Source organism: Coleofasciculus sp. G3-WIS-01 (assembly GCF_040223135.1).
Lineage (GTDB): Bacteria > Cyanobacteriota > Cyanobacteriia > Cyanobacteriales > Coleofasciculaceae > Coleofasciculus.
This window is the reverse complement of record NZ_JAVJZI010000120.1, coordinates 1-24,124: the sequence shown is the minus strand read 5'-3', so window position 1 is coordinate 24,124 and position 24,124 is coordinate 1. Positions and strand designations below refer to the sequence as shown.

The window sequence follows — 24,124 nt, the reverse complement described above, 5'->3', positions numbered from 1 at the left end:
CGACAAATGATGAATGACTATTTAATAAGGAAACTCATACTTAAACGCCTCTGAACCCTGATAGCCAGAAATATCTGCCAATCGTTCTAACGGTTGCACCCCTGGATAAAACTGTCCCTGAATTTCCCAGGTGGGAACTCCTTGAATATTAGCAGCTTGACAGCGTTCGGGTTGGGCATTTTTGCCACGAGGATTACATTCAATGTAATCAATTTGATTAAATGCGGCTTGACCAAAAAGTTGTTTTTGTTCGTGACAATGAGGGCAAGTAAATGCACCATACATCTTTGCCCCTACTGTGTTCAGATGACCTGCTAAGGCGAGTTCAGCCGCACCGGAGATATGGGTAATGGGTGGACCCGATTCTCCTGTAGTAGCGCTAGCGCTAGGAACATCAGTATAGACTCCCAGTATCCCCGTAAACGTGACCAAACCAACCGCCAATCCTGTCAGCGTGACTTGTCCAATATCTTGCCAATCATGACCGATGGTAGTCCACAGAAATAGGGTAAAGGACAACAGCGCCGAGGCGATGCAGTAGGGACAAACTCCCTTGACAATAAACAGCATCACGTACATCAGATAGCTGCTACTCACCAGCATACAGGTGGTAATTGCCAGCATAACCAGCCAACTGGATTGCACCCACTCCGATGACAAAGATTTAATAGCTAAGGGTGCTAGGGAAACCGCTAACAAAGTGGTATAGGCAAGAAATCCCCATAGGGGTAGAGGGAGTCCAAAAAGCTGGGCATAAGGACTTTCTAGCACCGCTTGACAGCCATGAGTGGGACAAATTTCCGCCGCTTTTCCCAACCATTCAACCACTGTGAGGAATGCCGTTTCCAGCATTCCCAAAACGGCGAGCGCACCAATCCAATATCGATTTGTCTTATGTCCTTTGTCATTCGTCATTCGTCATTCGTCCTTGAAAGAGGAACAGGGAACAGGGAACGGGGAATAGAGAATTCAATCAATCAGAATATCTTCTTGCTGATTATCCTCTACTGGATGCTGCCATTCAATATTCGGCATAGATTCAAATGCACGCCGTAACGAGTCCTCCCATAACTTGCGAATTTTTGCCAAATAGGGATCACCTAGACGCAGTTTCAGTTTCTGGCGAGCCATAAAGGTGCCAGCTTCATACATAACCAAGTTAATCGGTGGTCCGACTGAAATATTTGATTTCATGGTTGAATCAATAGAAAGCAGAGCGCACTTAGCAACAGCTTCTAGTGGCATATCATAAGTAAGAGTTCGGTCAAGGATGGGTTTGCCATACTTGGTTTCACCAATTTGCAAAAACGGCGTTTCCAGCGTGGCTTGAATAAAATTACCTTGAGTGTAGATCAGATAGAGTTGCGGTTGTTCGCCGCGAATTTGACCCCCGACTAATAAGCTACAGTTAAAATCAATGCGATCGCGTTCTAGCCAAGGGCGGTCTTGATCTTGAATTTGCCGCAGTTTGCTGCCAACGTAACGAGTCACCTCATACATATTCGGGAGGGAGTGGATATTGAGTTCTTCCTGATTCTGTAGATCCCGATGCAACTGATTGATTACTCCTTGGGTAATCGAAAGGTTTCCCGATGTACATATAATAATCGCTCGTTCTCCTGGCAGGGAAAAATCAAAAAGCTTATTGTAAGTAGAAATATAGTCTACCCCGGCATTGGTGCGAGAGTCCGCCGCTAAGACTATACCAAAACGGTTAATAATGCCCAGACAGTAAGTCATCGTCAAATTAAGTCCTCTTGAATTCGACTGGGAACCTGATGCAAAAACCCGGATTTACTCCCATTAGCCAATTGAGGGCATGGCGTAGACTGCTGTTGCCTGGACTGGATTGGTGAATCGTCCCTTTGGTAAGGTTTTATACTACTCCTACGCATCTTCATTGGTATATTAATGAGTTCTCTAATTCCAGCGTAATCCTCCTGAGGAACTTCTGGAACAAAAAAATCTTCCCCATCTTCCCCATCTCCTTTGTCTTCTCCACCCTTGAAGCCTCTGCGCTCCCATCAAGGAGCTATCCCAGAATGAGCTGGCTGAGAGGCTAACGCGGCTGACTGACAAGTTCCAGGTATCGGGGATTGAGTGTTCACCTGCACCTGTTTATACCCGGCTGTTGTTAACAACTGACCCACGACGAGTTCGGCGCGTTCGTTGGCTTTTTCTAATACCCCTTGCTCACAAGCATTGAAGACAATTTTTTTCAAGGTTTCTTGTTGCGCCAACATCTGCAACTGGGGCGCTGTATCGGGTCCTAATCCCAAGAAGCCGCGATCGTAGTCATACACCTGAGACCGATTCACGTCAATTTTGCTATCTAAAATTTTGGGGGGTGGGAGTTGAAGTTGGAGCGTGTCATTGACAATTTGCACATTTTCTGGTTTTAATTCTGCCAAATCGACACCAGCCCGCACCTCACCATAAGCAATATAAAGGAGTGTTGTTTCCGCGATCGCATAACCTGCCAAAGTCCGAGCTTGACGGCTAGGAACTACCGCCTCCATCGTAAAAACAGCCGTGGTCAAGTCGCTAACCTCCCGCACCTGCAGGACAATCAAAGAGCGCACGTCAACTTCGGGTGCGGGTTGAGGGGCGTTAAACAGGGTAGTCACTTGCCCCAAAAAACGAGACCCAGTTCGCCATAACCCAATGCCAAAAATCAGGGCGACAACCACCGTAGCGCCTGTGGTCATCATCATCAGGTTTCTCAGTATCCCAAACGTATTGGGACTGAGCTGATATTTGTCAAACGGATTATTCATGGCATTACTCCTTCAACCGGGCTGTCTGGGTGACTCTAACTATAAGATTAGCGCTTTGCCAGAAGCCGGACTTTTTGATTAAATCTATCTCAGAATACAAAGAAAACAGGTTAAATCTCTCCTCTACTCCTCTAGAACACCGATTCAGCAATCAAATCATATTCCTCAAAAAGGGTAACATAAGCCAGAACTGATATCTTGCACCTGTAGTATTAATCCACTCCTACAATTGAATCAAGGCGGGTTTTGTTGAGCCGTTATTGGCTCTTCAGCTAGCGCTAGTGCCTAAAACCGCCCCGACAATTGATTTCTTTAGCCAGACAAGGTGTCACCAATGGGTTTCAAATTCGTCAAACCAGTTCAACGATTCCTACTGAGTACAGCGTTACTTTCTTTGGGACTCTGGAGTTCCCCGGTATACGCTCAAGTCTCTGATGCTCAAGTTTCAGCGCTTGTGGAAGCCTTGCGACTAGCCGCACCGCAAACGGGGAGGGCAGATGATGGACTCTATAGTGACTGGCAAATTAAACCGGGTAACATTCCCCGATGGTCAAAGCAATGTACTGGACGGGAACTTTCACCTGCCGATTTTGAAGCCTCTCCTGTCACGGCGCGGGCTATTTTGGTTTGCGTGATGCGGGATGTGTTGAATGAGCAGTATCGCGCCAGTAATAATAATGAGTCCGTGGCAATACAACGAACAGCCGCTTGGTGGATGACTGGGGATGGGAGTCAATATAATAGCGTTCCTCGAAACTCTTACACCTACACTTACATTCAGAATGTTCTGAAAAATTACCAACAGCAACGCCGCAATCCCCAGGGGCAAAACCCGGCGAATCCCGCCCAACCCACCACTACTCCCTCTGCAACAAAACCAGCATCGTCTTCTCCACCTACAGAACCTCAATCGTCAGCCGCCTCTCAACCTCAAGCCGCCGCCCGTTCCTCAGCTAATAACGCGATTTCTGATACTAAAGTCGCCGCTTTAGTGGAAGCACTACGACGAGCAGCACCGCAAACGGGAATAGAAAATGATGGACTTTACAGTGATTGGCAAATTAAACCAGAAAATATTCCCCGTTGGTCTAATCAATGTATTGGAGAGGAACTAACACCCGCCGATTTTGAAGCCTCTCCCGTAACGGCTCGTACTATTTTAGTTTGCGTGATGGGAGATGTGCTTAATAAACAGTATGAGGCGAGTGGTAATAATGAGACAGTGGCGGTACAGCGGGCTGCGGCTTGGTGGATGACAGGTGATCCCCAGCAATATAATCAGGGTTCAACGGCGGCTTATACTCAACGAGTTTTAAATTTTTATCGGCAATCTTTCTTGAAGTTATTCCCCCATTTGTAAGGAATAGGCATAGCGACCATCTTGGTCGCAGGGGGATATACAGCGCTTTTAAAGTAAGTGAGCTACGCAGAAAGATCCCCGACTTCTCCAAGAAGTCGGGGATCTTGTTGAGAAAAGTGTACCTCATCAACCACCAAATCTGCTATAACGCTTCCATTAATCATGAGTTTTGGTGTATTTAAGATTGACTTCTATCTGTTTAAAGTAGTTTTGCTTTATTTTCCCTGAATTCAATTGCATAAATCTAAAGTACCGCTTTCTGGGAATTAAAATATTACTTACGCTAGAACGCTCACTACATCAACCCAGAACGAATCGCCTGAACTGCTGATTGAGTGGAACCATCACCACGTAGTTTTTCTAAAACATTTCGGACATAAACTTGCACTATTTCCACTGGAATATCTAACCGTTTAGCAATCATGTCATTATCGTACCCCTCAATAATGAACTGCAAAACGGCTAACTCCTGTTCAGTCAAAGGACAAGCTGATATAAGTGGGCTGGACTCGCTAATAGAAGCCTGAATCGGTACTGTTTCTTTTGCGGCTGCTATCTCAGGTTGAGCTTGGGTTAAACTGGCATGTTTTAGGACAGTTTTAGCGATTTCGGGATCGAGCCAAACATCGCCTCTATGGGTAAGTTTAATCGCCTTTAATAATTGATCTCGGTTAACCGTTTTCAGGCAATAAGAATTCGCCCCCGCTGCCAATGCAGCCATGACAGTTTCTTCATTTTCCTGTAGGGTTAATATTAAAATTTTTGTAGAATTATCTTGCTGATGCTCTTTAATATTTTGGAATCGTCGAGTTAACTCGATACCATCCATATCAGGAAGTCCAATATCAACAATCCCAACATCCGGTTTAACCGTTTCCAGTAAAGTTAACCCATCAGCACCGTTTGTCGCTTCACCAACCCATTCAATCTCATGACTCTGTTGCAAGGCTGTTTTGAAGCCCATCCGAGTCAGTTCATGGTCTTCAATCAAAACGACTCTAATTTTACTCATTATCAATCTTTAATATCAGGTTTGCCAATAATCAGGTATTTTTTTCGCGTCGCCGAAGATTTGTGCTAATTATGTCCTAGGGTGTCTTTAAGCCGTCGTGCATTGAAATTAGGTTATACCCGTGAGCAAGATGTTTGTGCTTCGTCCATGCTTTGCTGTCCTCCCAAGGGGGATTTCACGGTTAGGGAATCGCTCATTGAAATGCATCTTAGCTTACCCCGAACCCAAAGCGCGATCGCAACCCCGGTAACTGCTACGCTTAAGCTAGGCGTATCTGGACTTCCAGAACCTTGTACCCTGAATAATAGGACATTCACTCGTCAACACAGGAACTCCTATGCAAAAGTACCTCCCTCTAGTCGCTCGTATCTTCCTCTCTGCTATTTTTATCAAATCAGGGATTGGAAAAATTTTCGGTTTCGCTAGCACTCAACAGTATATGGCTGCTAGCGGAATTCCTTTGGCTGGTCTAGTTCTCATTCCTACTATTATTGTATTACTAGGAGGGGGACTCTCGGTTTTATTCGGCTACAAAGCTCGTTGGGGAGCATTATTACTGATTGGTTTTTTAATTCCCGCAACTTTGATTTTTCACACCGATTTCCCTGAAGAAGAAATTGCCTTTTTCAAAAATTTAGGATTAATGGGAGGATTATTAATGGTTGTCGCCTTTGGTGCGGGTGCAATTAGTTTTGATGAGCGCACAGAATCCTCAATGAACTCGGCGAAATCAAGGGATGATTTGATCAGAACAAACGGGTGAATAGAAAGGGTGCACAGCCGTGCTACCTGACAGTATTCACAAATTGACAATGGATAATGAACAATGGATAATGACCTCTCCTTACAAGAAGAGGATTGAAATTAAGGAAAATCTTTTTTAATTTCTTCGTAAACGAAGAGGTCTTAGACCCAATTAATCAATTATCAATTATCAATTATCAATTATCCATTGATAAGCAAGAGGAGGCGATTGAAATCGCTGCTATACAAACCAAGTCCGCCTGCGCGGACTGGTTTATAACAGGGGTAGCTAACCCGGATTTGGGATCACGCTCAATTACGGCTGTCTGAATCAAACAGAGATTTTTGAAGCAAATTCTTCCAGGGTTGCCCATTCATTATCTATCTCGCTAGAGGATGTTAAGGAAATGAAGAACCCTTCTATCTCCTTCCAGTCCGACTCCTGGAATTGAAGAAAATTATCGGGTATGTTGATAGTCTCTTGATCCTCATAAAACGGGAATTGGCTGAAGTGATTGCTATCGTATAACCGATACTCTAGGTTATTTACCACAGCCTGTTTTTTCTCTAAGGTTACTAGACTGTGGTTTATCGTCTCCACTGTTTCTTGCTGTTCATCACGTTGGGTTCTAGCTATTTCAGCAATTGTTTGGTAATCTTTTAAGCACTCACGAGAATAAAATATCAACCCTACAGTTTCGGAATTTTGCTCCTGTTGAATCATCTCGTTAAAATTGGCTCGAATGACCGGGCGAATTTTAGGGAAGAATTCCATTTCTCAACTCCTTTGCTATGAGTGGCACTGCTTTTAGGTGCTAGTTGTTTACATTTCTTTACTCATTATGCTAAATCTACCTAGAAATAATTTTTTGCTCACAAACTCTTCACAAAAGAGACGTTCCGCCGGAGGAGTCTCTACAATGTCCTAATCGATGAACCTGAGTCGGGGCGGGTTTAGTCACATCCCTTGTGTAACCAAAAAGATGGTCATGAAAGTGAGCCCCTACATAATCAATACTCGCGTTGCTCCACATACAGTGAAAAAGTCAGAATTTCAATGCATGACAGCTTAGAACGCGACTTAATATCAATCTGGCATATCCAATAATTCTGGCACGGTGACAAATTGATAACCGCCCTGTTTCAGTTTAGTAATCAACTTTGGTAAAGCTTCCACTGTTTTAGAGCGATCGCCACCGCCGTCGTGCAGTAAGATAATACTACCAGATTGAGCGTCTTGAAGGGCGTTGTCGATTAATTTTGGCACAGTAATCCGGCGACTTTGCCAATCTTTTGAATCCGCTGACCACATAATCACAGCATACTTTTTTTGCTGAGCATAGCTAACTAAGCCATTATCCAAAATGCCAGCCGGAGGTCTAAATAGCGCCGTTTTGACGCCAGTGAGTTGATGAATTAAAGTGGCGGTAGTCTCCAGTTCACGCGCCGCCGCCGATGGACTGTACTGATGATATTGATGATTCCAAGTGTGGTTACCAATAGCGTGACCTTCAGCCACAATTTGTTTCATAAGCTGGGGATGATTCTTAACCGTCTTACCGACAACAAAAAAGGTGGCTTTGATATTTTCTCGTTTGAGAATGTCTAAAACTTGGGGAGTGGTCTGCGATGAAGGTCCATCATCAAACGTGAGGGCAATCACTTTAGCATTATTCTTGAGGACACGAGAACGAATGGTTTTGCCTTGAAATTGTACTGGTACAGAAAAGGTTAAGCGTTTAGCTTCTTCCTCTGCCAAGTAAGCTAACATTTTTTCATAGATTTCTTTTTGATCTCCGATTAAACCATTGATTTGTAAACTCTGGGAATTCGACCGTTCCTGTTGGTTCAAATTAGGACTAGGAATCGCTAGTTTCGGGTTAACTGAACGAACAACGGACATACTTAAACTTGCCATAAAACCAACCATGGCAGCTATTAAACTAATGGATAATTTATACTGCCAAACTAACTGATAAGGATTTGCCACCTTATGTCCCCTTCACTCCTCTGAATACGCAGGCGGCACGTCATGGTTGTTTATTTTTAGATTATTCTTGTTGCAGAATAATTCAAGCGGCGGGTTAATCTATCGCCAGACATAAACGCCTAAGCACAGATCAACCCGCTTTATAAATTCTGATGCTAAACCCTGCGTCTCAAGTGCTAAACGCCACCATTTCTAGAGATATTCAGTTCGCTGTGGGGCAACTGGATACCGAACTCCGCCTAGCGTGTTAATGATTCTTTTGTTAGTTACGACGCAAATGACAGTATATCCGGGATTTTTTAAGTGCCAAGTTGCAGTCAAAGAGGTAATCTGTCATGGTTCACGAAACGCAGTAACTCAAAACTCAGACTGGGCGGGTTTTGAGGGCGAGAATTCTTTAACGTAGTCGCGGAAGTCCTCACCCTCAACCGAGTAGGGTGAGGATGGACAGGGGGAAATCCCGTTCGCGTAAGCGTGGCGTAAGCCAAGACGAATAAAACCGTCCTTGTTTAGCTAAGTTGGAGGTTCCCCAAATAAGAGCGAAGCAAGTTGGGGTACTTCACCCCATGAAATGTCAGGATAGGCAGGCTTTTATGCTTGAGGTAACGATAATGCTTTTTTATGGTATAAACTGATAATTCTAGCGGTGACTTCAGGAATTGTTAAACCATCCGTATTAATTTCGATCGCGTCGGCGGCTTGGCGCAGGGGGGCTAATGCACGAGTGCTGTCACGCTCGTCTCGTAATTGAATGTCCGCCTCTAGTTGTTCTAAACTGACAGTGCCTTTGTCCTGGTCTTGAAGATCTTGCAAGCGTCGGCGTGCCCGTTCTTGAACCGAGGCGGTGAGAAAGATTTTTAGTTCAGCATCGGGGAAAACATGAGTTCCGATATCCCGCCCTTCGGCGACAACGCCACCCTTAGACGCCAAGCGCTGCTGCTGTTTGACTAATTCGTGACGCACAGCCGGGATCGCCGCGACAAAAGAGACATTGGCGGTAACTTCTAAGGAGCGAATGGCTTGGGTGACTTCTTTTCCATCAATCCACACACTCAGGCTTTGGGGTTGTGAACCGCTACTGATTAAAGAAATTTGACATTGACTTACCAATTCCGCGATCGCAGGTTCATCAGTAAAATCAATTCCTGCTTGCAGCACCCGCCACGTCACCGCCCGATACATGGCTCCTGTATCCAAATACATTAAGCCTAATTGCTGCGCCACTAACCTAGTCACCGTGGATTTACCCGCCCCCGCCGGTCCATCAATAGCAATAATCGGTTGGCGATTTCGCAGCATAATATTATCAATTAAACGAGTTGAACCCAGACGAGCCGCGATCGCGAGTAATCCTTGATCTTCGACTTCTTCTAGGGGAACCAAGGTTGTGGGATGAACTAATTCGATGTACTCGACTTGAATCTCCTCAATCAAGCTGAGTTCTGAGGTAACGGCGGCAATTAAGGAGGTGCGATCGCGCTTCCCAGTCCTTAACACATTTTTGGCATTTTGTAAACCATTGTAGAGAATCGGAGCTTGTGCTTTTTGTTGTGGCGTCAAATACTGATTGCGAGAACTATAGGCAAGACCTGACGGTTCACGGGCGATCGGACAAGATACGATAGTGACAGGCAAATTTAGATCGGCGACCAAGCGGCGAATAATCGCCAATTGCTGAGCATCCTTTTGACCAAAATAAGCGCGATCGGGTTGAACTAGATTTAATAACTTAGTCACCACAGTCGCCACCCCCTGAAAGTGACCCGGACGGGAGTGACCACATAAGATAGAGTTCATGGCTGCTGGTGGCTGGACTTGAGTGAACTCAGTCGGGGGTTCTGAATCGGATGGGTCATCGCCATACAACTCCACCACTGTTGGCGCAAAAATCACATCCACTCCCACTTGTTCACACAAGCGTTGATCCTGCTCCAACTGACGCGGGTACTGCGGCAAATCTTCCCCTGGTCCAAACTGGAGCGGATTGACAAAAATGCTGACGATGACCATAGCATTTTCGCCTCTCGCCCGCTCGATTAAGCTAAGGTGACCTGGGTGTAACGCCCCCATCGTCGGCACGAAACCGACGGTTTTTTGGGTTCGATGATGTTCTAAGTAGCAGCGTAATCCCGCTATTGTCGTAAACAGACGCATGAGAGTTTAGATGTTGGATCTTAGATCGATGTTAGCAATTTTGTCCTTTGTCCTTGGTCATTCGTCCTTTGTCATTTGTGCAAGAATTCTGGCACTCTGTTGGGGCGGGTGCGAGTCACATCTGTTGTGAGGTCAGAAAAGATAGCAGTGAAACCCGCCCCTACAAACTTCTTGCACCAGGTTCCCCGAACCAAGTGAAGGGTCAACATTCAAAACTATTCCCTAGTAGTTATCTAAAACCTCAATCTGTACAGGCGCCACACCCGTGCGGAGCAATCCTAGAACTCTGGCGGCGGCGGCGGAAAGGTCAATGACTCGCCCTCTGATATAGGGTCCTCGGTCATTAATCCGCACGATAACGGAGCGACCATTATTTAAGTTGGTGACTCGCACGTTAGTGCCAAAGGGTAAGCTGCGATGAGCGGCTGTTAGCGCATTTTGATTAAATCGCTCACCACTAGCGCTGCGGTTTCCGTGAAAGCCAGGACCATACCAGGAGGCAATACCTTTAACCTGAAAGCGTACTGAACCCAGGGCGACTTGGGCGATTGTCTGGGCGGTGGGTTTACCCTCAATTTCGCGTATGGGGGGAGCATTACCCATTAAGCGTCGCAGTCGGTTCGTGGCTTGCAGGGCATCTTCGGCTAGGTTTTGGGTGGTATCGGGCAGGATGGTGTTTTCGTTAACTTGCACCAGCTCCTGGTCATTGACCTTGATGCTGTAGCAGTTACACGCCTGATTCCAACGAACTGCGATCGCGTCTGCATTAATATTATCCCGATGCAGTTGATTGAGTTGAGCCGCAACAGCCGTCGCCCGCCATAGGGCATCATCCAGATTGGCATTACTGGTCGAGGTGACACTTGGCGAGGCGGTATTATCCAGTTGGTCTACCTCTAGGGATTGATAGTCAGACACCGTTTTGGATGAAGAATACCCGGGTTCAGAGTTATTTCCCAGAGCCACTTCTCCCACTTTGCTGCCATTGTTGACAATTGCCTTTGAACCTAAGAACGTCAGGACAGGGATGTCGCGCACATAAAGAGTAGCCGCCTGACGCCCATCTAGTGAATAGCCATGAATTTTGGCAATGACTTCTTCTGCTTCCCCAACCTGAGATGCTGGGGACTGAAATTCTCCCACTTTTACCACCTCTGGCGGCTGAAGGGTTGGTTGAGAGGAGGTGGAGGGAATTGTTTCTGGAGATTGTAGCGCTTGAGCGGGAGTCAAGTTGCCCTCAGAACCTTGGTCAACTGCCTGAGCTTGGTTAGCCGGATTGGATATCACTGTGCTGATGGCTGTGGTTAAGAACGTAACAGTGAGACCACTCAAAATTCGCTGATTCATAAGCCTATAATCAAAAGCCTCTGGAATTCTACGTTGGGGTTATGGGTGGTGATGCAAGAGAATTAAGAAAAATCTGCTGCAACTCATACTCATTGCGATTTCGTCCTATTTTTATGGAACTGACACAGACTAACACGAAGTTTTGGGTTTGGGGATCAGTGATTTTTGGGAATCAGCGATAAGATATTCAAAAGTGCGATATCATATAATTTGCCCTAAAGCTTGATATGACAAGGATTTCCCGCTTTTACCCCTCTCAGGGAATTTACGAGTTTCTTAACAAAACTTTACAATATAGACAACAAACCTGGACCGTCGCGGCGAAGGTTTTCCATCAATGCTGTAGGGGCGGGTTTTACCGATAACGTTTTGGCAAAAACCGATAACTGTAATAAACCCGCCCTTCTAGTGCTGCTTTTACTCTAGGCTTTGCCGGGATCAACCTGTAAAATATCCGAGGGAGGAAAACAAAGGACACCCTCACAACTTTGGTTGGGGCGGGTGCGAGTCACATCAAGGTGGGAAAAAAACGATAATAGTGAAACCCGCCCCTACATTAGGACAAACGCTTTTATTTCTAGTGGTATTTCATGGATTATCGAGAAGCTGGTGTTGATATCGAAGCAGGTCGAGCGTTTGTACAGCAGATTAGAGGGCTAGTCCAAAGCACCCATCGACCCGAAGTTTTAGGGGGATTTGGTGGCTTTAGTGGTTGTTTCCAGTTACCGATGGGATATCGCGAACCCGTTTTAGTATCGGGAACCGATGGAGTAGGGACGAAGCTGAAACTGGCTCATGACTTGAATCGTCACGACACCGTTGGAATTGATTTAGTTGCTATGTGTGTCAACGATGTATTGACATCTGGCGCACAACCCCTATTTTTTTTGGACTATTTAGCCACAGGAAAGCTGAATCAAGAGCAACTCACTCAGGTGGTAGCGGGTATTGCTCAGGGATGTCGTCTGGCTGGCTGTGCTTTGTTGGGAGGAGAAACCGCAGAAATGCCCGGTTTTTATCAACCGGGAGAGTATGACATAGCTGGCTTTTGCGTGGGAATGGTGGAAAAAAGCGAAATTTTAGACGGTTCTCAGGTGCAATTGGGAGATGTGGCGATTGGTTTAGCCAGTCAGGGGGTTCACAGTAATGGGTTTAGTTTAGTCCGCAAAATTGTTAGCGATTCAATTAACCAGGAATCGCCGTTAAGTTGGGATAGCTGTCCCGATTTACTAGGGGGTCAACGTTTAGGAGACGTGCTGCTGACGCCGACTCAAATTTACGTGAAACCGATTCTAGATGCGCTACAGGCTGGGATTAAAATTCATGGTATGGCTCACATTACAGGTGGCGGTTTACCAGAAAATTTACCTCGGTGTTTAGGTCAAGGGAAATCGGTGCAGATTGAGCCGAATACCTGGGAGATTTTACCTATTTTTCAGTGGTTAGCTGAGGCGGGTCAAGTGAGTCGGGAGGAGATGTTTAATACGTTCAATATGGGGATTGGGTTTGTCGTATTGGTGTCATCTGTTCAAGCCGAAAAAACCTGTCGCTGGTTTGAATCTCAAGGTGTTACGGCTTATCGGATTGGGGAAGTAATTGAAGGTTCAGGGGAAGTGGTTGGTCTATCGGGTTAATTAGTAATTACATCGGTTTTCAAGTTCTGATGGTACATTCTTTTATACCTTATCCCTGATTAATCATCTTTTTCCCGTAGCCTAGGTATATCTGATAAACCTGCTCTTTGCTGTAAGTTATGTCAACATTACCCCAAGAGTTTAAGGGAGTTTAATGGCACGATAGTATCGTGCCCCTACCTAATCCCTGAGCTATGGTAGGGGGTAGGGGCACGGCATTGCCGTGCCCTCATTCGTCGTCAATATAGCAGTCACCAAGAGCATAAGGACATCCGATGGATGCCGTTTATTCGTGCCGTTTATTCGTTTCGATACCCGCCGACTTGTCCTAACCCTTGTGGCGGTTGCTATACTTACGGCGTTGTTCGTCAGCAAACTCTGGGAAAGAGCGAAATCGACCCGCTTCAAAATCATCTAAACCTTGCTGAATGCCTTTAATAGCTTCCTCTGAATCTTGTTCTTCCCACTCTAAAACACAAGCAAGTAATTCAGATGCAACAAGACCAACATCTTGACCTTGCCGAGCGGCTTTGTCACGCAGTAGCGCTTCTAACTCTGGGTTAAGGGTTACAACAATTGCCATAAAGCTATATCCTTCTAGTCAACTCTATAAATATCAGATATACGCCCAAAGTTGCTGGATTGTGGCTTTAACTTTTGCCCAATCCTTTGGGGTTAATTTTCTCTGTTTACGCTCTTTCATGGATATCTGTCTATTTAGAGGTATTCGCTTCAGCTAAATTTTCTAGCGGGAGTTCTTCAGTAACCCACTTGATAAATCTATTTCCTAGTGCAGTAATCCGCCAATCCTTATGCTCGTTACCACAGTAGCTATAGGTTCCTATGTTGCCATCAATCACCAGCATAGTTTGAGCCAAAGCTTCGCAAGTAACATAAGCATCTTCCTCTTGCCACCCTAACTTATCGGCAACCTTTGTTACAGGCACATTTGGTAAGCCTTCTTGAGTGGCTAACTCAATTGTGGCATCTTAGATAACTTTAAGTACCTGTATCTCTTCAACTGATATTTGAGAATGAAGACGGAATAGAGTCTGCTTTCCACTAAACGGAATTCTTGATGATATGACCGAGTTAACAAAAAGATTAACGAGATAATCCTGCTTTTTCTCAAAACTTGACTGCGATGAAATCGCCATAAATTTAAGGAAAAGATCCATAAACTCATCAAAATTCAACGGTGAGTTTTCTAAGCTTGCACCACGTTGTTGAATTTGCTGTGCAAGTTTTTTGAGGGCATTATTCTGATTTTTTTTTCCCCACAAGGAGGCTCCGAAACTCATGTATGCTGCGACAGCAGCCAAAACTCCAGGGGAGGCGGCAAGGTTGACTGCTGCGGCTGCACCTGCCGCTGATATTTCAATAGCACCTTTTAGATCACCTTCACCTTTTAAATATTGCCAGATTTTGGCAATGTAATTCCTTGTTTCTTCTGTACTCGCTTCATCTTTGGCAATATTCTTAGCTAAATCGGGATCATAGCCCAATTCAATTATTTCTTTGGTACGTTTAGCAATTTTGGAGTCATCCATATTTTTTAATCCGCACAAATTATAGTCGCAATCTTTTTAGTGTCAACTGCTATAAAACCATACCTATAAGTTTATTCCCCTCTCCTCGCAGGAGAGGGGTTAGGGGAGAGGTCACAACGAATCGGGTTCCTGTCCCGACGCCACAGGCGCTGTCGCATTCAACTGTAACTCTGGATGATCGCCAATCACCTGCTGTAAATTCCACTCATTCTTAAACAACAAAACTGGACGTCCCCAGTTATCTTTCACCACCGCTGTATTAAATAGCCGTCCCGCTTTTTCTAAAGCTTGCCAACCTCCAGCTACCCAACGGGCAACACTATAGGGCAACATATCCAACAACGTTTCTACGCCATATTCATTCTGTAAACGGAACTGAACCACCTCAAATTGCAACTGTCCCACGGCGGCTAAAATTGGGTCGCGCTTGGACTCATCCACCGAGTACATAATCTGTATCGCCCCCTCTTCGCGCAACTCGGTTACACCTTTGTGGAATTGCTTAAATTTAGAAGGATTGGGATTTTTCAAATAAGCAAACAATTCCGGAGAAAAACAGGGAATCCCTTCATACTCCAAACGCTTGCCATTGTAAATCGTATCCCCGATCGCAAACACCCCTGGATTATTTAACCCAATCACATCCCCTGGATATGCCACGTCCAGAGATTCCCTCCCTTGGGCAAATAACTTCTGAGGTCTTGACAACCGTACCGTTTTACCAGTCCGCGCATGATTCACGGTCATGTCCTTGTCAAATCGACCCGTACAAACCCGGACAAATGCCACTCTATCCCGGTGCTTGGGGTCCATATTCGCTTGCAGCTTAAACACAAATCCGCTGAAATCTGGATGGGTTGGCGGCATTTCCCCCTCTGTAGATTTGTAGGCTTCCGGTTGCATGGCGTACTCTAAAAACGCATCCAAAAATAGCTTGACGCCAAAATTAGTCATAGCACTACCAAAAAATACAGGCGTCATCTGACCCTGATGCACCCACTCTAAATCTAAATCCGGTCCTATCTCCTCAATCAGTTCTAATTCTTCTTTCAACTGATAATAAAGATCTTGATCCAGTAATTTTTCAATCCGGGAATCCCCCAAATCGAGAACCGTCTCTCCCGCTTCCCTACTCCCATGTGCCGTGCGTTCAAATAAGTGAATTTGCCGCAGACGGCGGTCAAACACGCCCTTAAAGCGATCGCCCATACCAATGGGCCAATTCACCGGGTATGTCTGTAACCCTAACTCCTGCTCAATTTCATCCAGCAGTTCCAACGGTTCCCGCGACGGACGATCCATTTTATTTACAAATGTGAAAATCGGCAGCGATCGCATCCGGCAAACTTCAAATAACTTGCGCGTCTGCGGTTCCAAACCCTTCGCCGCATCAACCAGCATCACCGCATTATCCGCCGCCGCCAATGTGCGATAGGTATCTTCACTAAAATCTTGGTGTCCCGGCGTATCCAGCAAATTAATCTGGCGATTCTTATACTCGAACTGCAACACCGTTGAAGTAATCGAAATTCCCCGTTGTTGTTCCATCGCCATCCAGTCAGACGTTACCTTGCGCTGCGCCCGTCGTGCTTTCACCGCCCCGGCTTCGTGAATCGCACCTCCATATAGCAACAGCTTCTCAGTCAGCGTCGTCTTCCCCGCGTCTGGGTGGGAAATAATCGCAAAATTCCGTCGGTGTTCAACCGCCGTTTGCAGTTCAGCCTGAAGTTCAGTGGACATTCAAAACGCCTAATTAAGCAACACTCAGCCTTCTATTATAGAAGTTGAGCTTCTGTGTTGGTTGGATTGAGTTGGTAATCTGTATATCCTAAGTCATAAATCGTCAAGCTTTTTTTATCAAAATTAACCCTATAGGTTATAACCCTAGAAGGTGTAGTTTCTGCTAATTCTGGGGAATACTGAGATCAGGACAGTTTGAGTCAATCCAATTTCTTCAGGTTCAAACGTTAACAGGGTGAGAGCTTCCTCGTTATTTCCTGAGTAGGGGGTTACATCCTCCACTGTACGCTGAGTCATGGTTCATGGTTGCACCAATCACTGATTGAGTCCCCTCAAAGCGTTTCAATTTTACCAGATAAGAGCTAATTCTTGATTAGAAGGAGATATTATGCAGTCGTTTATCACTCATATCTTGACTGCCACACTTTTCATGCCTCATGGCAACTGCTACCTCTGGAAACCCGGTTTAGTCTGGCTACATCTCTTATCGGATGGGTTTATTGCCCTGGCTTATGGCTCAATTCCCCTAACTTTAATCTATTTTGTTTGCCAGCGACGGGATTTGCCGTTTTCGCGAGTCTTTCTCATGTTTGCCGCTTTTATCATTGCCTGCGGCATTACTCATACTATGGCAATTTGGACGATTTGGCATCCCGATTATTGGCTATTTGGATTAATCAAAGCAATCACGGCATTAATTTCCGTCTATACTGCCCTAGAATTAATACCATTAATGCCCAAAGCCTTTGATGTTGCCAGTGCGGTGGAACTCGAAGCCGCCAACCAGCGTTTAGAAGCTGAAATTCAGGAACGCCAACAAACCGAACTTGCCCTCAGGCGATCGCAAGATGAAATTCACCAAAAAGCCAGCCTCTTAGAACAGGCGTTGCGTGACTTGCAACATGCCCAAGCCCAATTAGTTCATACTGAGAAAATGTCGAGTCTGGGACAACTCGTCGCCGGGTTAGCCCATGAAATTAATAATCCAGTTAACTTTATTTTTGGGAATCTGGTACATGCCAGAAATTATGCTCAAGATTTACTGAATTTAGTTTCCCTGTACGATAAGCATTATCCCCAAACTGTCCCAGAAATTCAAACTACGGCGGAACAGATTGATTTAGCGTTTCTGCGAGACGACTTACCTCGCCTGTTGGAATCGATGGAAGTGGGAACCAAGCGGATTCGTCAGATCGTGCTATCCTTACGTAACTTTGCCCGGGTAGATCAAGCTGAGGTGAAAGCAGTAGATTTGCACGAAGGGTTAGAAGGTACATTGCTGATTCTGCAACATCAACTCAAGGCAAAACCTGGATATGCTGAAATTCAGGTTGTCAAGGAGTACGAAGACTTACCCGCAGTGGAATGCTACGTGGGACAACTCAATCAGGTGTTTATGAACTTGTTGAGTAATGCGATAGATGCGTTAGAGGAATCAAGAACAACAGATAATGGACACCAGCATCCCACTCCCACGATTCGCATTCGTACCGAAGTGATCGCACCCAACCAAGTCGCGATTCTGATTATTGATAATGGTCCGGGAATGAGCGAGAAAACTCAGCGTCAACTCTTTGACCCCTTCTTTACCACCAAACCTGTCGGTCAAGGAACCGGATTAGGACTATCCATTAGCTATCAAATCGTCGTCGATAGACATCGAGGTCAATTGAAATGTCGCTCTGCACTAGGACAAGGCGCAGAATTCGCGATCGAGATTCCCATTCAGCAGCCCCTACTTAAAGGGGGTGTAGGGTGTGGGGCATTGGTGTCAACTTAAGCGGAAAAACCAGTTAGTGAGCAGGCTTTCAGGGAAACTCTCGTTCCCAGGCTCAGCCGGGGAACGCTACAGGAGAGGCTCTGCCTCCCCTACTAGTGGCAGATCCGCTGAATAGCATTTCCACCCTAAAGCTGGAAACGAGAATTGCTAAGGGTTGTGGCTTCAGTTGACACGGATGGGTGTGGGGTATTGCCAATTAAATGCGTGACAGCTTACCGAGAGGAATATCCCCCCTGTGTAGGACGGAATTCACGACCTGTATTGTTCAGCGAACCTGTTACAGTCAGAATGAAGAGTTAGTTTCCCTTGAGGGGAAGGAGGACTGTCCCATGACGTATGATGTTTATGATAGCGACAAACGCAAGCTTTTATCTGCCCTCTGTCATGGATCAATTTTTATTAGTGCGGCGTTGGTATCTATCGGTATTCCGATTGCCGTTTTGTTAGTGTCTGATGACCCAGTGGTGAAGGAAAACGCGACAGAATCGCTGAACTTTCACATTAACCTTTGGATTTACGGCGTAATCTTTGGCATCTTGACAATTGTCCTTATCGGTTGGCCCCTATTAGGTCTTTTGGGTATAGTGAATTTCGTTATGCCAATTATCGGGATTGTGAAAGTGTTGAACAATCCTGATCAGTCTTTCCGCTATCCCTTTATCTTCCGTATTCTATAATTTCCGCTTCATTTAGTTTACACGCATTCGGACTCCATCTAAGTTAAAAGGTGGAGTCTTTTAAGTTTTGAGTGTGTAGGGGCTCTTTTCACTACTCTCGTTTCTTCCTTCACCTAAATGTAACTAAACCCGCCCCGACTTAACCCTTCACTTTGCTCAAGCAAATGCTTTGTTCCCCATCTCCCCCATCTCCCTCAGAGCGATTCCCCGTGTCAGATCAAGACTGGATTTTCCCCGATCGCCTCTCCCTGCAAAATTCCAATAATCGTCCGCGTTACAAACTCTAAATTCTGCGGTATCGGATGTAAAGGTAAATATTGCACCAGATGATGTTTTGCTCGATCATACAGACCAAATCGCCAAATTTCCCCGGTCGAAACCGCACCGTACAAAATCGGACTCTTACTTTCTACCCAGTGATCGAGGGCAATCAATTCAACAGCAAGCTGAGTAAAGCCTTTAGTTAAATCCGATTGCTTGGCTTCAATGATTAGAAAATTGCTGGGACTAGAAATATAGTAATCGAGTGAACCTTTTAACCAATTGTTCACACTAACGGTATACTCAATATTGATTGAATAGTCTAAGCGATCGCAAATCTGATCGATCAACGGAAAAATCAATGCCTCCCGGCGTGCCTGTTCAGTCGTGGTATTCACCCGTTTCAGTCTGCGCCGCATACTCTGTGCGAATTCAGGTAGCCAATCTAATTCACATTGCGTATAGGGAAGATCTTTGCGATCGGTACGCTCAAGGGTACAGCCTAAATCTGCCAAAATATCTTCAGGTGAGTAAGGCAGATCAAAATACTTGCTAAAGGTGTAGGATTTGTTTGGATCTAAAACCTTAGGCATGGTGTCAATCTCCTCACTGAAGCGGTAATTTTATTAAGCATGGTATTACATTTAACGCTGCACGATTGAATCCTTCATGGAGGTGAATGAAAGATTTTAGATCGTCTAGAGAGATAGCGGCAAAGGTAAACTTAGGCACGGCAATGAAGTCACGCATGATTACCTTGATCATATCGTGCATCTCTCAGGTTCTAAGCCGTCTTATGTCCTATTCCTCACCACAATACTTATTCAGCAACCCCTAATTACCCTAAACCCAGTTCACGTTTGAGTAAATTAATCGATTTTGTCCCAATATAATTTTCACTGCAAACCAGCTTAGGCGGACGGATCAGATCATCTCTGGCGTCTAAAATTGCCTGTTTGACCATATCATAACTGGCTTGATCGCTAATAATCGTTCGCGCACTGCGGACTAAAGCGTTAAGTTTATATTTATCACTAACCTGAGCGGTAATCAGGAGTAAATCATCCCCGCGCAGACTGTGGATAATCACGTCTACAATCCGTAGAATACCCCCACTCAGACTTACACAGCCCAGACAACTATCTTTGGGGAGACTTTTGACAATCTCGATTTCTTGTCCATAATCGTGGATATCGACAGGAATAACCCGCACGGATTTCGGCGCTGCGATCGCTTCGGCTTTTTGGATAAAATAGCGGCTGGTGACGACTGTACCGGAATTGGTGCGTTCTAGGGTTTGTTCTAATTCTTCTAAGGGGACTAACTGTACCGGAATTCCCAGGGCGGATTCCAATTCCTGCACCATTAATTCCCCAGCGCCCATATCTCGTGACTCTACGGTAACAAGCACTCTAGCACTACAGCGCAACCGCCAGTCAATTTCGGCTAAAAAGAGTTCGCGGGCTTCATTGAGGGAGCAACCTTGAGAGAGTAATTCGTCCAAACTCTGCTGGACAACTCTTGATGCTTGGGGATATTGCTGGAGAATCGGAGATTGACGCTGAGTTCCGCCTTCATGACCCTGGGCTTTCACATAAATCCCTGATCCGGCTATGGATTCGACGAGTCCCGTTTCTTCTAGCTGGCGGTACACTTTACTGATGGTATTACGATGCAACCCCGTCTCCATGGCTAATTGACGGGTACTGGGCAATTTATGTCCCGGTGGATATTGACGAGAGGCGATCGCAAACTGAATTTGGTCGAATAGCTGCTTTGAGGCAGGGATTTCGCTATCAGGCTGAATATGGTACTGAACCATTATAAAGTCTCCCAAGCACTTGCTTTTCAATAGACACCAGAGTATAACTTACAGTTTAAGATCAGATGGTGGGTGGCTGACCCTCTAGTCCTGACCTAGGCATTTCTCTAAGCATTTATCATAGCTAAACTTTACAACAACTGGGGTTTTCTTAATCTGATGTATCATTCGGCTTTGCCTAAGAAAATACTCTTTGCACTATGCTATTGTGCATTTCAATATTCAAACCCGATTCAAGTTTTCGCGAATCCTTCGAGTATCAGAATAATTACAATAGACAGATAATAAATACTTGAAAAATAACAAGTAAACTAATATAATTATAACAATCCGTAAATAATTTGCTGAATGGGGGGGACGTGAGGGTTAAAATTAAGCAGAAGTTTGACCGTTGACCAGAAGGTCAAAAGCCATAGCAGCGAGGACTGCGATAGATCGACGAACACAGCGTAAACCTGAATTATGACGGCTAGAGAAATCAAAAGCGATTGGGTTAAGATTACAAACGGCTCTCTACAAATTGACGCTTACTTAGCGATGCCCGTGGCAGAGGAGTCTGTTGGGGGCGTAGTCGTGTTGCAGGAAATTTTTGGTGTGAATGACCATATCCGAGATGTGACCCAGCGGATTGCCCAAGAGGGATACGTCGCGATCGCACCCGCCCTCTATCAACGAGTTGCCCCCGGTTTTGAAACAGGATACACAGAAGCTGACCTGAAAATCGGCAAGGATTATAAGGCGCAAACCCAGGCGGAGGAACTGCTGAGTGATATCCAAAGCGCGATCGACTATTTAAGGGGGCAAACACCTGTTAAATCCAATGCGATCGGCTGTATTGGCTTCTGTTTTGGGGGTCATGTCGCCTATCTAGCAGCAACCTTGCCAGACATCAAAGCGACAGCCTCCTTCTATGGTGCAGGGATTGCCACGATGACGCCCGGAGGAGATGAACCAACGATTACCCGTACCCAGGATATTACGGGAACCATCCATCTATTCTTTGGCATGGATGATGCTAGCATCCCGGCTGAACAAGTTAACCAGATTGAAGCTGAACTCAAAAAGCACCAAATTTCCCACCAGATCTTTCGCTATGAAGGTGCTGATCATGGATTTTTCTGCGATCAACGTGCCAGCTATAACCCACAAGCGGCAAAAGATGCTTGGGAAAAAGTGAAGATGCTATTTCAGCAGGAACTGTAGTTATTCGTCATCGATTATTTGTCATTAATAACCCCAAATGACAAGTAAAAAATGACAAATCTATTTTCTTAAACAACTAATACTCATGACTTCAGAATCAACCCGTTCTCAAACCCGCAAAACTGCTTTTTCTATGGAAGATTTTGCCAAAGCCCTAGAAGAGTATGACTACGAATTTAGTCAAGGGCAGGTGGTGCGAGGTAAAGTGCATAGCTACGAGATGGATGGTGTTTATGTCGATATTGGCGGCAAATCTTTGGCTTATGTTCCAGGGCAGGAAGTGTCAGTGGCACGAGTAGAAGATTGGTCAGAGGTGCTACCGTTGCAGGAAGAGTTGGAGTTTCTGATTATTCGGGAACAGAATGCAGAAGGTCAGATAACTCTATCACGGCGTCAGTTGGAAATCAATAAGATTTGGGATCAACTGGCGCAAATCCAAGACAGTGGCAAGTCCATGCAGGTGCAGGTATCCGGTGTGAATAAAGGCGGTGTGACTGTGGATTGGCAGGGATTGCGAGGATTTATTCCGCGATCGCACCTGAATCAACGGGGGAACTTAGAGTCGCTGATTGGTCAAAGCTTAACCGCCAGCATCCTGGAAGCCGATCGCGATCGCAGCAAGTTAGTCTTTTCTCAACGAGAAGCCACTCGCGCTGAAAGTTTCTCTATGTTAGAGGTAGGACAGTTAGTGGAGGGCACGGTTTCCAATATCAAACCCTTTGGTGTGTTTGTAGAATTGGACGGGATTACCGGCTTATTGCATATTAAGCAAGTTAGCCAAAACATGGTGGAATCGTTGACGAATATGTTTCAGGTGGGTCAATCGATTAAAGCAATCGTGATTGGCTTGGATGAAGGCACTAATCGCGTTTCTCTATCGACAAAAGTGTTAGAAAACTACCCCGGAGAAATGGTGCATAAAATGGCAGACGTGATGGAAAGTGCTGAGGCACGTTCAGAACGGGCAAGGGCAAAAATGATCTAATCAGAACCGTTCTAAATTGTGTGTAGGGGCGGGTTTCACGATTAGCGTTTCTTACCTCATCCAGATGTAACTAAACCCGCCCCAGCCCAAGTTTTGAATGAACGGAGGTGAGGGCGGGTTTTGTAGCTAAGCTAGGGAAAAGAATCAAAATTAGTCCCTAAACCCGCCCCTACACATTTAAAACTCAAACAAAGGGTGGGTTTTGTAGCTAAGCTGGGAACAACAATCAAAGTTAGTCCCTGAACCCGCCCCTACACAATCAAAATGTTGTAGCCGTTTCCTATTTTTTTATCTGAAACAGGAGGATCAAAATCTGATGGCGAAAGCAGAGGAATCCAGCCGCACTCTTAGCGTGGATATTGGTGGAAGTGGGATTAAGGTGATCGTTTTAGATCCGGCGGGAAATCCGATCACTGAACGCCATCGAGTCACCACACCGCAACCCGCGACGCCGGATGCTGTCATTGATGCGATCGCACAATTAGCCGCCGCCCAAGGGGAATGCGATCGCGTATCTGTGGGCTTTCCTGGCGTGGTTATGGCTGGAGTCGTGAAAACGGCGGTGAATTTAGATCCAGCTTGGCAAGGATTTGATCTGGCGACTACCCTTTCTCAAACCTTGAAACAGCCGGTGCGTGTGGCTAACGATGCAGATATGCAGGGATTAGCCACGGTTCAGGGTAAAGGGGTGGAACTAATGATTACCCTAGGGACAGGATTTGGTTCAGCCTTATTTGTGGATGGTAAACTCGTCCCCAATTTAGAAATGGCGCATCACCCCTTTCGCCAGGGAGACACCTACGAACAACAGTTAGGGCGGGCGGCGTTAGAGAAGAAGGGAGAGAAGAAATGGAACAATCGTTTACAACGCGCGATCGCAACCCTAGAACATTTATTTAACTACGACTATCTTTATATTGGTGGCGGAGAAGCCAAAAAAATTACCTTCGAGTTACCAGCGAATGTCAAAATTGTCCCCAATATCAACGGATTATTAGGCGGAATTGCCTTATGGCGGGATTGATTTTTCCTAATTGTTTACCCCTGTAGGGGCGGGTTTATGGACTTTGATTACGCTATTGATAATA

At 45.5% G+C, this 24,124-nt stretch carries 24 protein-coding genes; 8 read left to right on the top strand and 16 right to left on the bottom strand.

Going from position 1 to position 24,124, the window contains the following annotated elements:
• Positions 1-21 precede the first annotated feature (21 nt).
• The 3 genes from RIM23_RS12120 to RIM23_RS12110 all read right to left on the bottom strand — a co-directional run bounded on the left by RIM23_RS12120 (position 22) and on the right by RIM23_RS12110 (position 2,777).
• Positions 22-915 carry a vitamin K epoxide reductase family protein gene (locus tag RIM23_RS12120; RefSeq protein ID WP_446367384.1) on the bottom strand — a complete coding sequence of 298 codons (894 nt, stop codon included), beginning with the start codon at positions 913-915 and terminating at the stop codon, positions 22-24.
• Positions 916-969: 54 nt separating this feature from the next.
• A complete protein-coding gene (locus tag RIM23_RS12115; protein WP_446367382.1) occupies positions 970-1,740 on the bottom strand; it encodes a peptidase in 771 nt (256 codons plus the stop codon).
• 284 nt (positions 1,741-2,024) lie between these two features.
• Positions 2,025-2,777 carry a DUF4230 domain-containing protein gene (locus RIM23_RS12110; protein WP_446367380.1) on the bottom strand — a complete coding sequence of 251 codons (753 nt, stop codon included), beginning with the start codon at positions 2,775-2,777 and terminating at the stop codon, positions 2,025-2,027.
• Positions 2,778-3,111: 334 nt separating this feature from the next.
• Between RIM23_RS12110 and RIM23_RS12105 the strand changes: the two genes are divergently transcribed.
• Positions 3,112-4,137: a hypothetical protein gene (locus RIM23_RS12105; protein WP_446367378.1), complete on the top strand. Its 1,026-nt coding sequence runs from the start codon at positions 3,112-3,114 to the stop codon at positions 4,135-4,137.
• 295 nt (positions 4,138-4,432) lie between these two features.
• Here RIM23_RS12105 and RIM23_RS12100 read toward each other — a convergent pair whose 3' ends face one another.
• Together RIM23_RS12100 and RIM23_RS12095 are read right to left on the bottom strand one after the other, a co-directional pair.
• A complete protein-coding gene (locus RIM23_RS12100; RefSeq protein WP_446367376.1) occupies positions 4,433-5,149 on the bottom strand; it encodes a response regulator in 717 nt (238 codons plus the stop codon).
• Between the two features lie 113 nt (positions 5,150-5,262).
• The gene (locus RIM23_RS12095; protein WP_446367374.1) at positions 5,263-5,466 is read right to left on the bottom strand and encodes a hypothetical protein; all 204 of its coding nucleotides are present in this window, start codon (positions 5,464-5,466) and stop codon (positions 5,263-5,265) included.
• A gap of 20 nt (positions 5,467-5,486) precedes the next feature.
• Here RIM23_RS12095 and RIM23_RS12090 point away from each other — a divergent pair, with 20 nt between their 5' ends.
• The gene (locus tag RIM23_RS12090) at positions 5,487-5,912 is read left to right on the top strand and encodes a DoxX family protein (RefSeq protein ID WP_446367372.1); all 426 of its coding nucleotides are present in this window, start codon (positions 5,487-5,489) and stop codon (positions 5,910-5,912) included.
• Positions 5,913-6,224: 312 nt separating this feature from the next.
• On the opposite strand, the gene RIM23_RS12085 is transcribed toward RIM23_RS12090, so the two are convergent.
• The 4 genes from RIM23_RS12085 to RIM23_RS12070 form a co-directional block, all read right to left on the bottom strand.
• Positions 6,225-6,668, bottom strand: a complete 444-nt coding sequence (locus RIM23_RS12085) for a hypothetical protein (RefSeq protein ID WP_446367370.1) — start codon at positions 6,666-6,668, stop codon at positions 6,225-6,227.
• 312 nt (positions 6,669-6,980) lie between these two features.
• Complete coding sequence (locus tag RIM23_RS12080; protein WP_446367368.1) at positions 6,981-7,883, bottom strand: polysaccharide deacetylase family protein; 903 nt, start codon at positions 7,881-7,883, stop codon at positions 6,981-6,983.
• Between the two features lie 591 nt (positions 7,884-8,474).
• Positions 8,475-10,037 carry a bifunctional pantoate--beta-alanine ligase/(d)CMP kinase gene (locus RIM23_RS12075; protein ID WP_446367366.1) on the bottom strand — a complete coding sequence of 521 codons (1,563 nt, stop codon included), beginning with the start codon at positions 10,035-10,037 and terminating at the stop codon, positions 8,475-8,477.
• Between the two features lie 222 nt (positions 10,038-10,259).
• Positions 10,260-11,384, bottom strand: a complete 1,125-nt coding sequence (locus RIM23_RS12070) for a septal ring lytic transglycosylase RlpA family protein (RefSeq protein ID WP_446367364.1) — start codon at positions 11,382-11,384, stop codon at positions 10,260-10,262.
• Positions 11,385-11,974: 590 nt separating this feature from the next.
• Here RIM23_RS12070 and purM point away from each other — a divergent pair.
• Complete coding sequence (gene purM, locus RIM23_RS12065; RefSeq protein ID WP_446367362.1) at positions 11,975-13,018, top strand: phosphoribosylformylglycinamidine cyclo-ligase; 1,044 nt, start codon at positions 11,975-11,977, stop codon at positions 13,016-13,018.
• Between the two features lie 328 nt (positions 13,019-13,346).
• Here purM and RIM23_RS12060 read toward each other — a convergent pair whose 3' ends face one another.
• The 5 genes from RIM23_RS12060 to RIM23_RS12040 form a co-directional block, all read right to left on the bottom strand.
• Positions 13,347-13,601: a hypothetical protein gene (locus RIM23_RS12060; protein ID WP_446367360.1), complete on the bottom strand. Its 255-nt coding sequence runs from the start codon at positions 13,599-13,601 to the stop codon at positions 13,347-13,349.
• Positions 13,602-13,731: 130 nt separating this feature from the next.
• On the bottom strand, positions 13,732-13,965 hold the full coding sequence (locus RIM23_RS12055) for a hypothetical protein (protein WP_446367358.1): 234 nt from the start codon (positions 13,963-13,965) through the stop codon (positions 13,732-13,734).
• Positions 13,966-14,007: 42 nt separating this feature from the next.
• A complete protein-coding gene (locus tag RIM23_RS12050) occupies positions 14,008-14,568 on the bottom strand; it encodes a hypothetical protein (RefSeq protein ID WP_446367356.1) in 561 nt (186 codons plus the stop codon).
• Positions 14,569-14,679: 111 nt separating this feature from the next.
• Entirely contained in the window at positions 14,680-16,308 is a 1,629-nt protein-coding gene (locus RIM23_RS12045; protein ID WP_446367354.1) for a peptide chain release factor 3, read from the bottom strand.
• Between the two features lie 144 nt (positions 16,309-16,452).
• Positions 16,453-16,605 (bottom strand): hypothetical protein, encoded by a 153-nt coding sequence (locus RIM23_RS12040; protein ID WP_446367352.1) that lies wholly within the window; start codon positions 16,603-16,605, stop codon positions 16,453-16,455.
• Positions 16,606-16,696: 91 nt separating this feature from the next.
• On the opposite strand from RIM23_RS12040, the gene RIM23_RS12035 reads away from it, so the two are divergent.
• On the top strand, positions 16,697-18,088 hold the full coding sequence (locus RIM23_RS12035; protein ID WP_446367350.1) for a sensor histidine kinase: 1,392 nt from the start codon (positions 16,697-16,699) through the stop codon (positions 18,086-18,088).
• A gap of 329 nt (positions 18,089-18,417) precedes the next feature.
• Entirely contained in the window at positions 18,418-18,765 is a 348-nt protein-coding gene (locus RIM23_RS12030) for a DUF4870 domain-containing protein (RefSeq protein ID WP_446367348.1), read from the top strand.
• Positions 18,766-18,977: 212 nt separating this feature from the next.
• Here RIM23_RS12030 and RIM23_RS12025 read toward each other — a convergent pair whose 3' ends face one another.
• Complete coding sequence (locus tag RIM23_RS12025) at positions 18,978-19,619, bottom strand: hypothetical protein (RefSeq protein WP_446367346.1); 642 nt, start codon at positions 19,617-19,619, stop codon at positions 18,978-18,980.
• Between the two features lie 245 nt (positions 19,620-19,864).
• Positions 19,865-20,848, bottom strand: a complete 984-nt coding sequence (locus RIM23_RS12020) for a GntR family transcriptional regulator (RefSeq protein ID WP_446367344.1) — start codon at positions 20,846-20,848, stop codon at positions 19,865-19,867.
• Between the two features lie 462 nt (positions 20,849-21,310).
• Here RIM23_RS12020 and RIM23_RS12015 point away from each other — a divergent pair, with 462 nt between their 5' ends.
• The 3 genes from RIM23_RS12015 to RIM23_RS12005 all read left to right on the top strand — a co-directional run bounded on the left by RIM23_RS12015 (position 21,311) and on the right by RIM23_RS12005 (position 24,060).
• Positions 21,311-22,051: a dienelactone hydrolase family protein gene (locus tag RIM23_RS12015; protein ID WP_446367342.1), complete on the top strand. Its 741-nt coding sequence runs from the start codon at positions 21,311-21,313 to the stop codon at positions 22,049-22,051.
• 85 nt (positions 22,052-22,136) lie between these two features.
• The gene (locus RIM23_RS12010; RefSeq protein WP_446367340.1) at positions 22,137-23,036 is read left to right on the top strand and encodes a S1 RNA-binding domain-containing protein; all 900 of its coding nucleotides are present in this window, start codon (positions 22,137-22,139) and stop codon (positions 23,034-23,036) included.
• A 316-nt stretch (positions 23,037-23,352) separates the two neighbouring features.
• Positions 23,353-24,060, top strand: a complete 708-nt coding sequence (locus tag RIM23_RS12005) for an ROK family protein (RefSeq protein WP_446367338.1) — start codon at positions 23,353-23,355, stop codon at positions 24,058-24,060.
• Positions 24,061-24,124: the final 64 nt, after the last annotated feature.

Excerpts from the sequence above, each read along its gene's own strand:
- RIM23_RS12025 (WP_446367346.1), bottom strand. The coding sequence starts at position 19,619 with ATGCCTAAGGTTTTAGATCCAAACAAATCCTACACCTTTAGCAAGTAT.
- RIM23_RS12030 (WP_446367348.1), top strand. The coding sequence starts at position 18,418 with ATGACGTATGATGTTTATGATAGCGACAAACGCAAGCTTTTATCTGCC.
- RIM23_RS12045 (WP_446367354.1), bottom strand. The coding sequence starts at position 16,308 with ATGTCCACTGAACTTCAGGCTGAACTGCAAACGGCGGTTGAACACCGA.
- RIM23_RS12070 (WP_446367364.1), bottom strand. The coding sequence starts at position 11,384 with ATGAATCAGCGAATTTTGAGTGGTCTCACTGTTACGTTCTTAACCACA.
- RIM23_RS12120 (WP_446367384.1), bottom strand. The coding sequence starts at position 915 with ATGACGAATGACAAAGGACATAAGACAAATCGATATTGGATTGGTGCG.
- RIM23_RS12105 (WP_446367378.1), top strand. The coding sequence starts at position 3,112 with ATGGGTTTCAAATTCGTCAAACCAGTTCAACGATTCCTACTGAGTACA.
- RIM23_RS12005 (WP_446367338.1), top strand. The coding sequence starts at position 23,353 with ATGGCGAAAGCAGAGGAATCCAGCCGCACTCTTAGCGTGGATATTGGT.
- RIM23_RS12020 (WP_446367344.1), bottom strand. The coding sequence starts at position 20,848 with ATGGTTCAGTACCATATTCAGCCTGATAGCGAAATCCCTGCCTCAAAG.
- RIM23_RS12035 (WP_446367350.1), top strand. The coding sequence starts at position 16,697 with ATGCAGTCGTTTATCACTCATATCTTGACTGCCACACTTTTCATGCCT.
- RIM23_RS12050 (WP_446367356.1), bottom strand. The coding sequence starts at position 14,568 with ATGGATGACTCCAAAATTGCTAAACGTACCAAAGAAATAATTGAATTG.
- RIM23_RS12040 (WP_446367352.1), bottom strand. The coding sequence starts at position 16,605 with ATGACTCAGCGTACAGTGGAGGATGTAACCCCCTACTCAGGAAATAAC.
- RIM23_RS12060 (WP_446367360.1), bottom strand. The coding sequence starts at position 13,601 with ATGGCAATTGTTGTAACCCTTAACCCAGAGTTAGAAGCGCTACTGCGT.
- RIM23_RS12085 (WP_446367370.1), bottom strand. The coding sequence starts at position 6,668 with ATGGAATTCTTCCCTAAAATTCGCCCGGTCATTCGAGCCAATTTTAAC.
- purM (WP_446367362.1), top strand. The coding sequence starts at position 11,975 with ATGGATTATCGAGAAGCTGGTGTTGATATCGAAGCAGGTCGAGCGTTT.
- RIM23_RS12075 (WP_446367366.1), bottom strand. The coding sequence starts at position 10,037 with ATGCGTCTGTTTACGACAATAGCGGGATTACGCTGCTACTTAGAACAT.
- RIM23_RS12010 (WP_446367340.1), top strand. The coding sequence starts at position 22,137 with ATGACTTCAGAATCAACCCGTTCTCAAACCCGCAAAACTGCTTTTTCT.
- RIM23_RS12100 (WP_446367376.1), bottom strand. The coding sequence starts at position 5,149 with ATGAGTAAAATTAGAGTCGTTTTGATTGAAGACCATGAACTGACTCGG.
- RIM23_RS12110 (WP_446367380.1), bottom strand. The coding sequence starts at position 2,777 with ATGAATAATCCGTTTGACAAATATCAGCTCAGTCCCAATACGTTTGGG.
- RIM23_RS12015 (WP_446367342.1), top strand. The coding sequence starts at position 21,311 with ATGACGGCTAGAGAAATCAAAAGCGATTGGGTTAAGATTACAAACGGC.
- RIM23_RS12090 (WP_446367372.1), top strand. The coding sequence starts at position 5,487 with ATGCAAAAGTACCTCCCTCTAGTCGCTCGTATCTTCCTCTCTGCTATT.
- RIM23_RS12115 (WP_446367382.1), bottom strand. The coding sequence starts at position 1,740 with ATGACTTACTGTCTGGGCATTATTAACCGTTTTGGTATAGTCTTAGCG.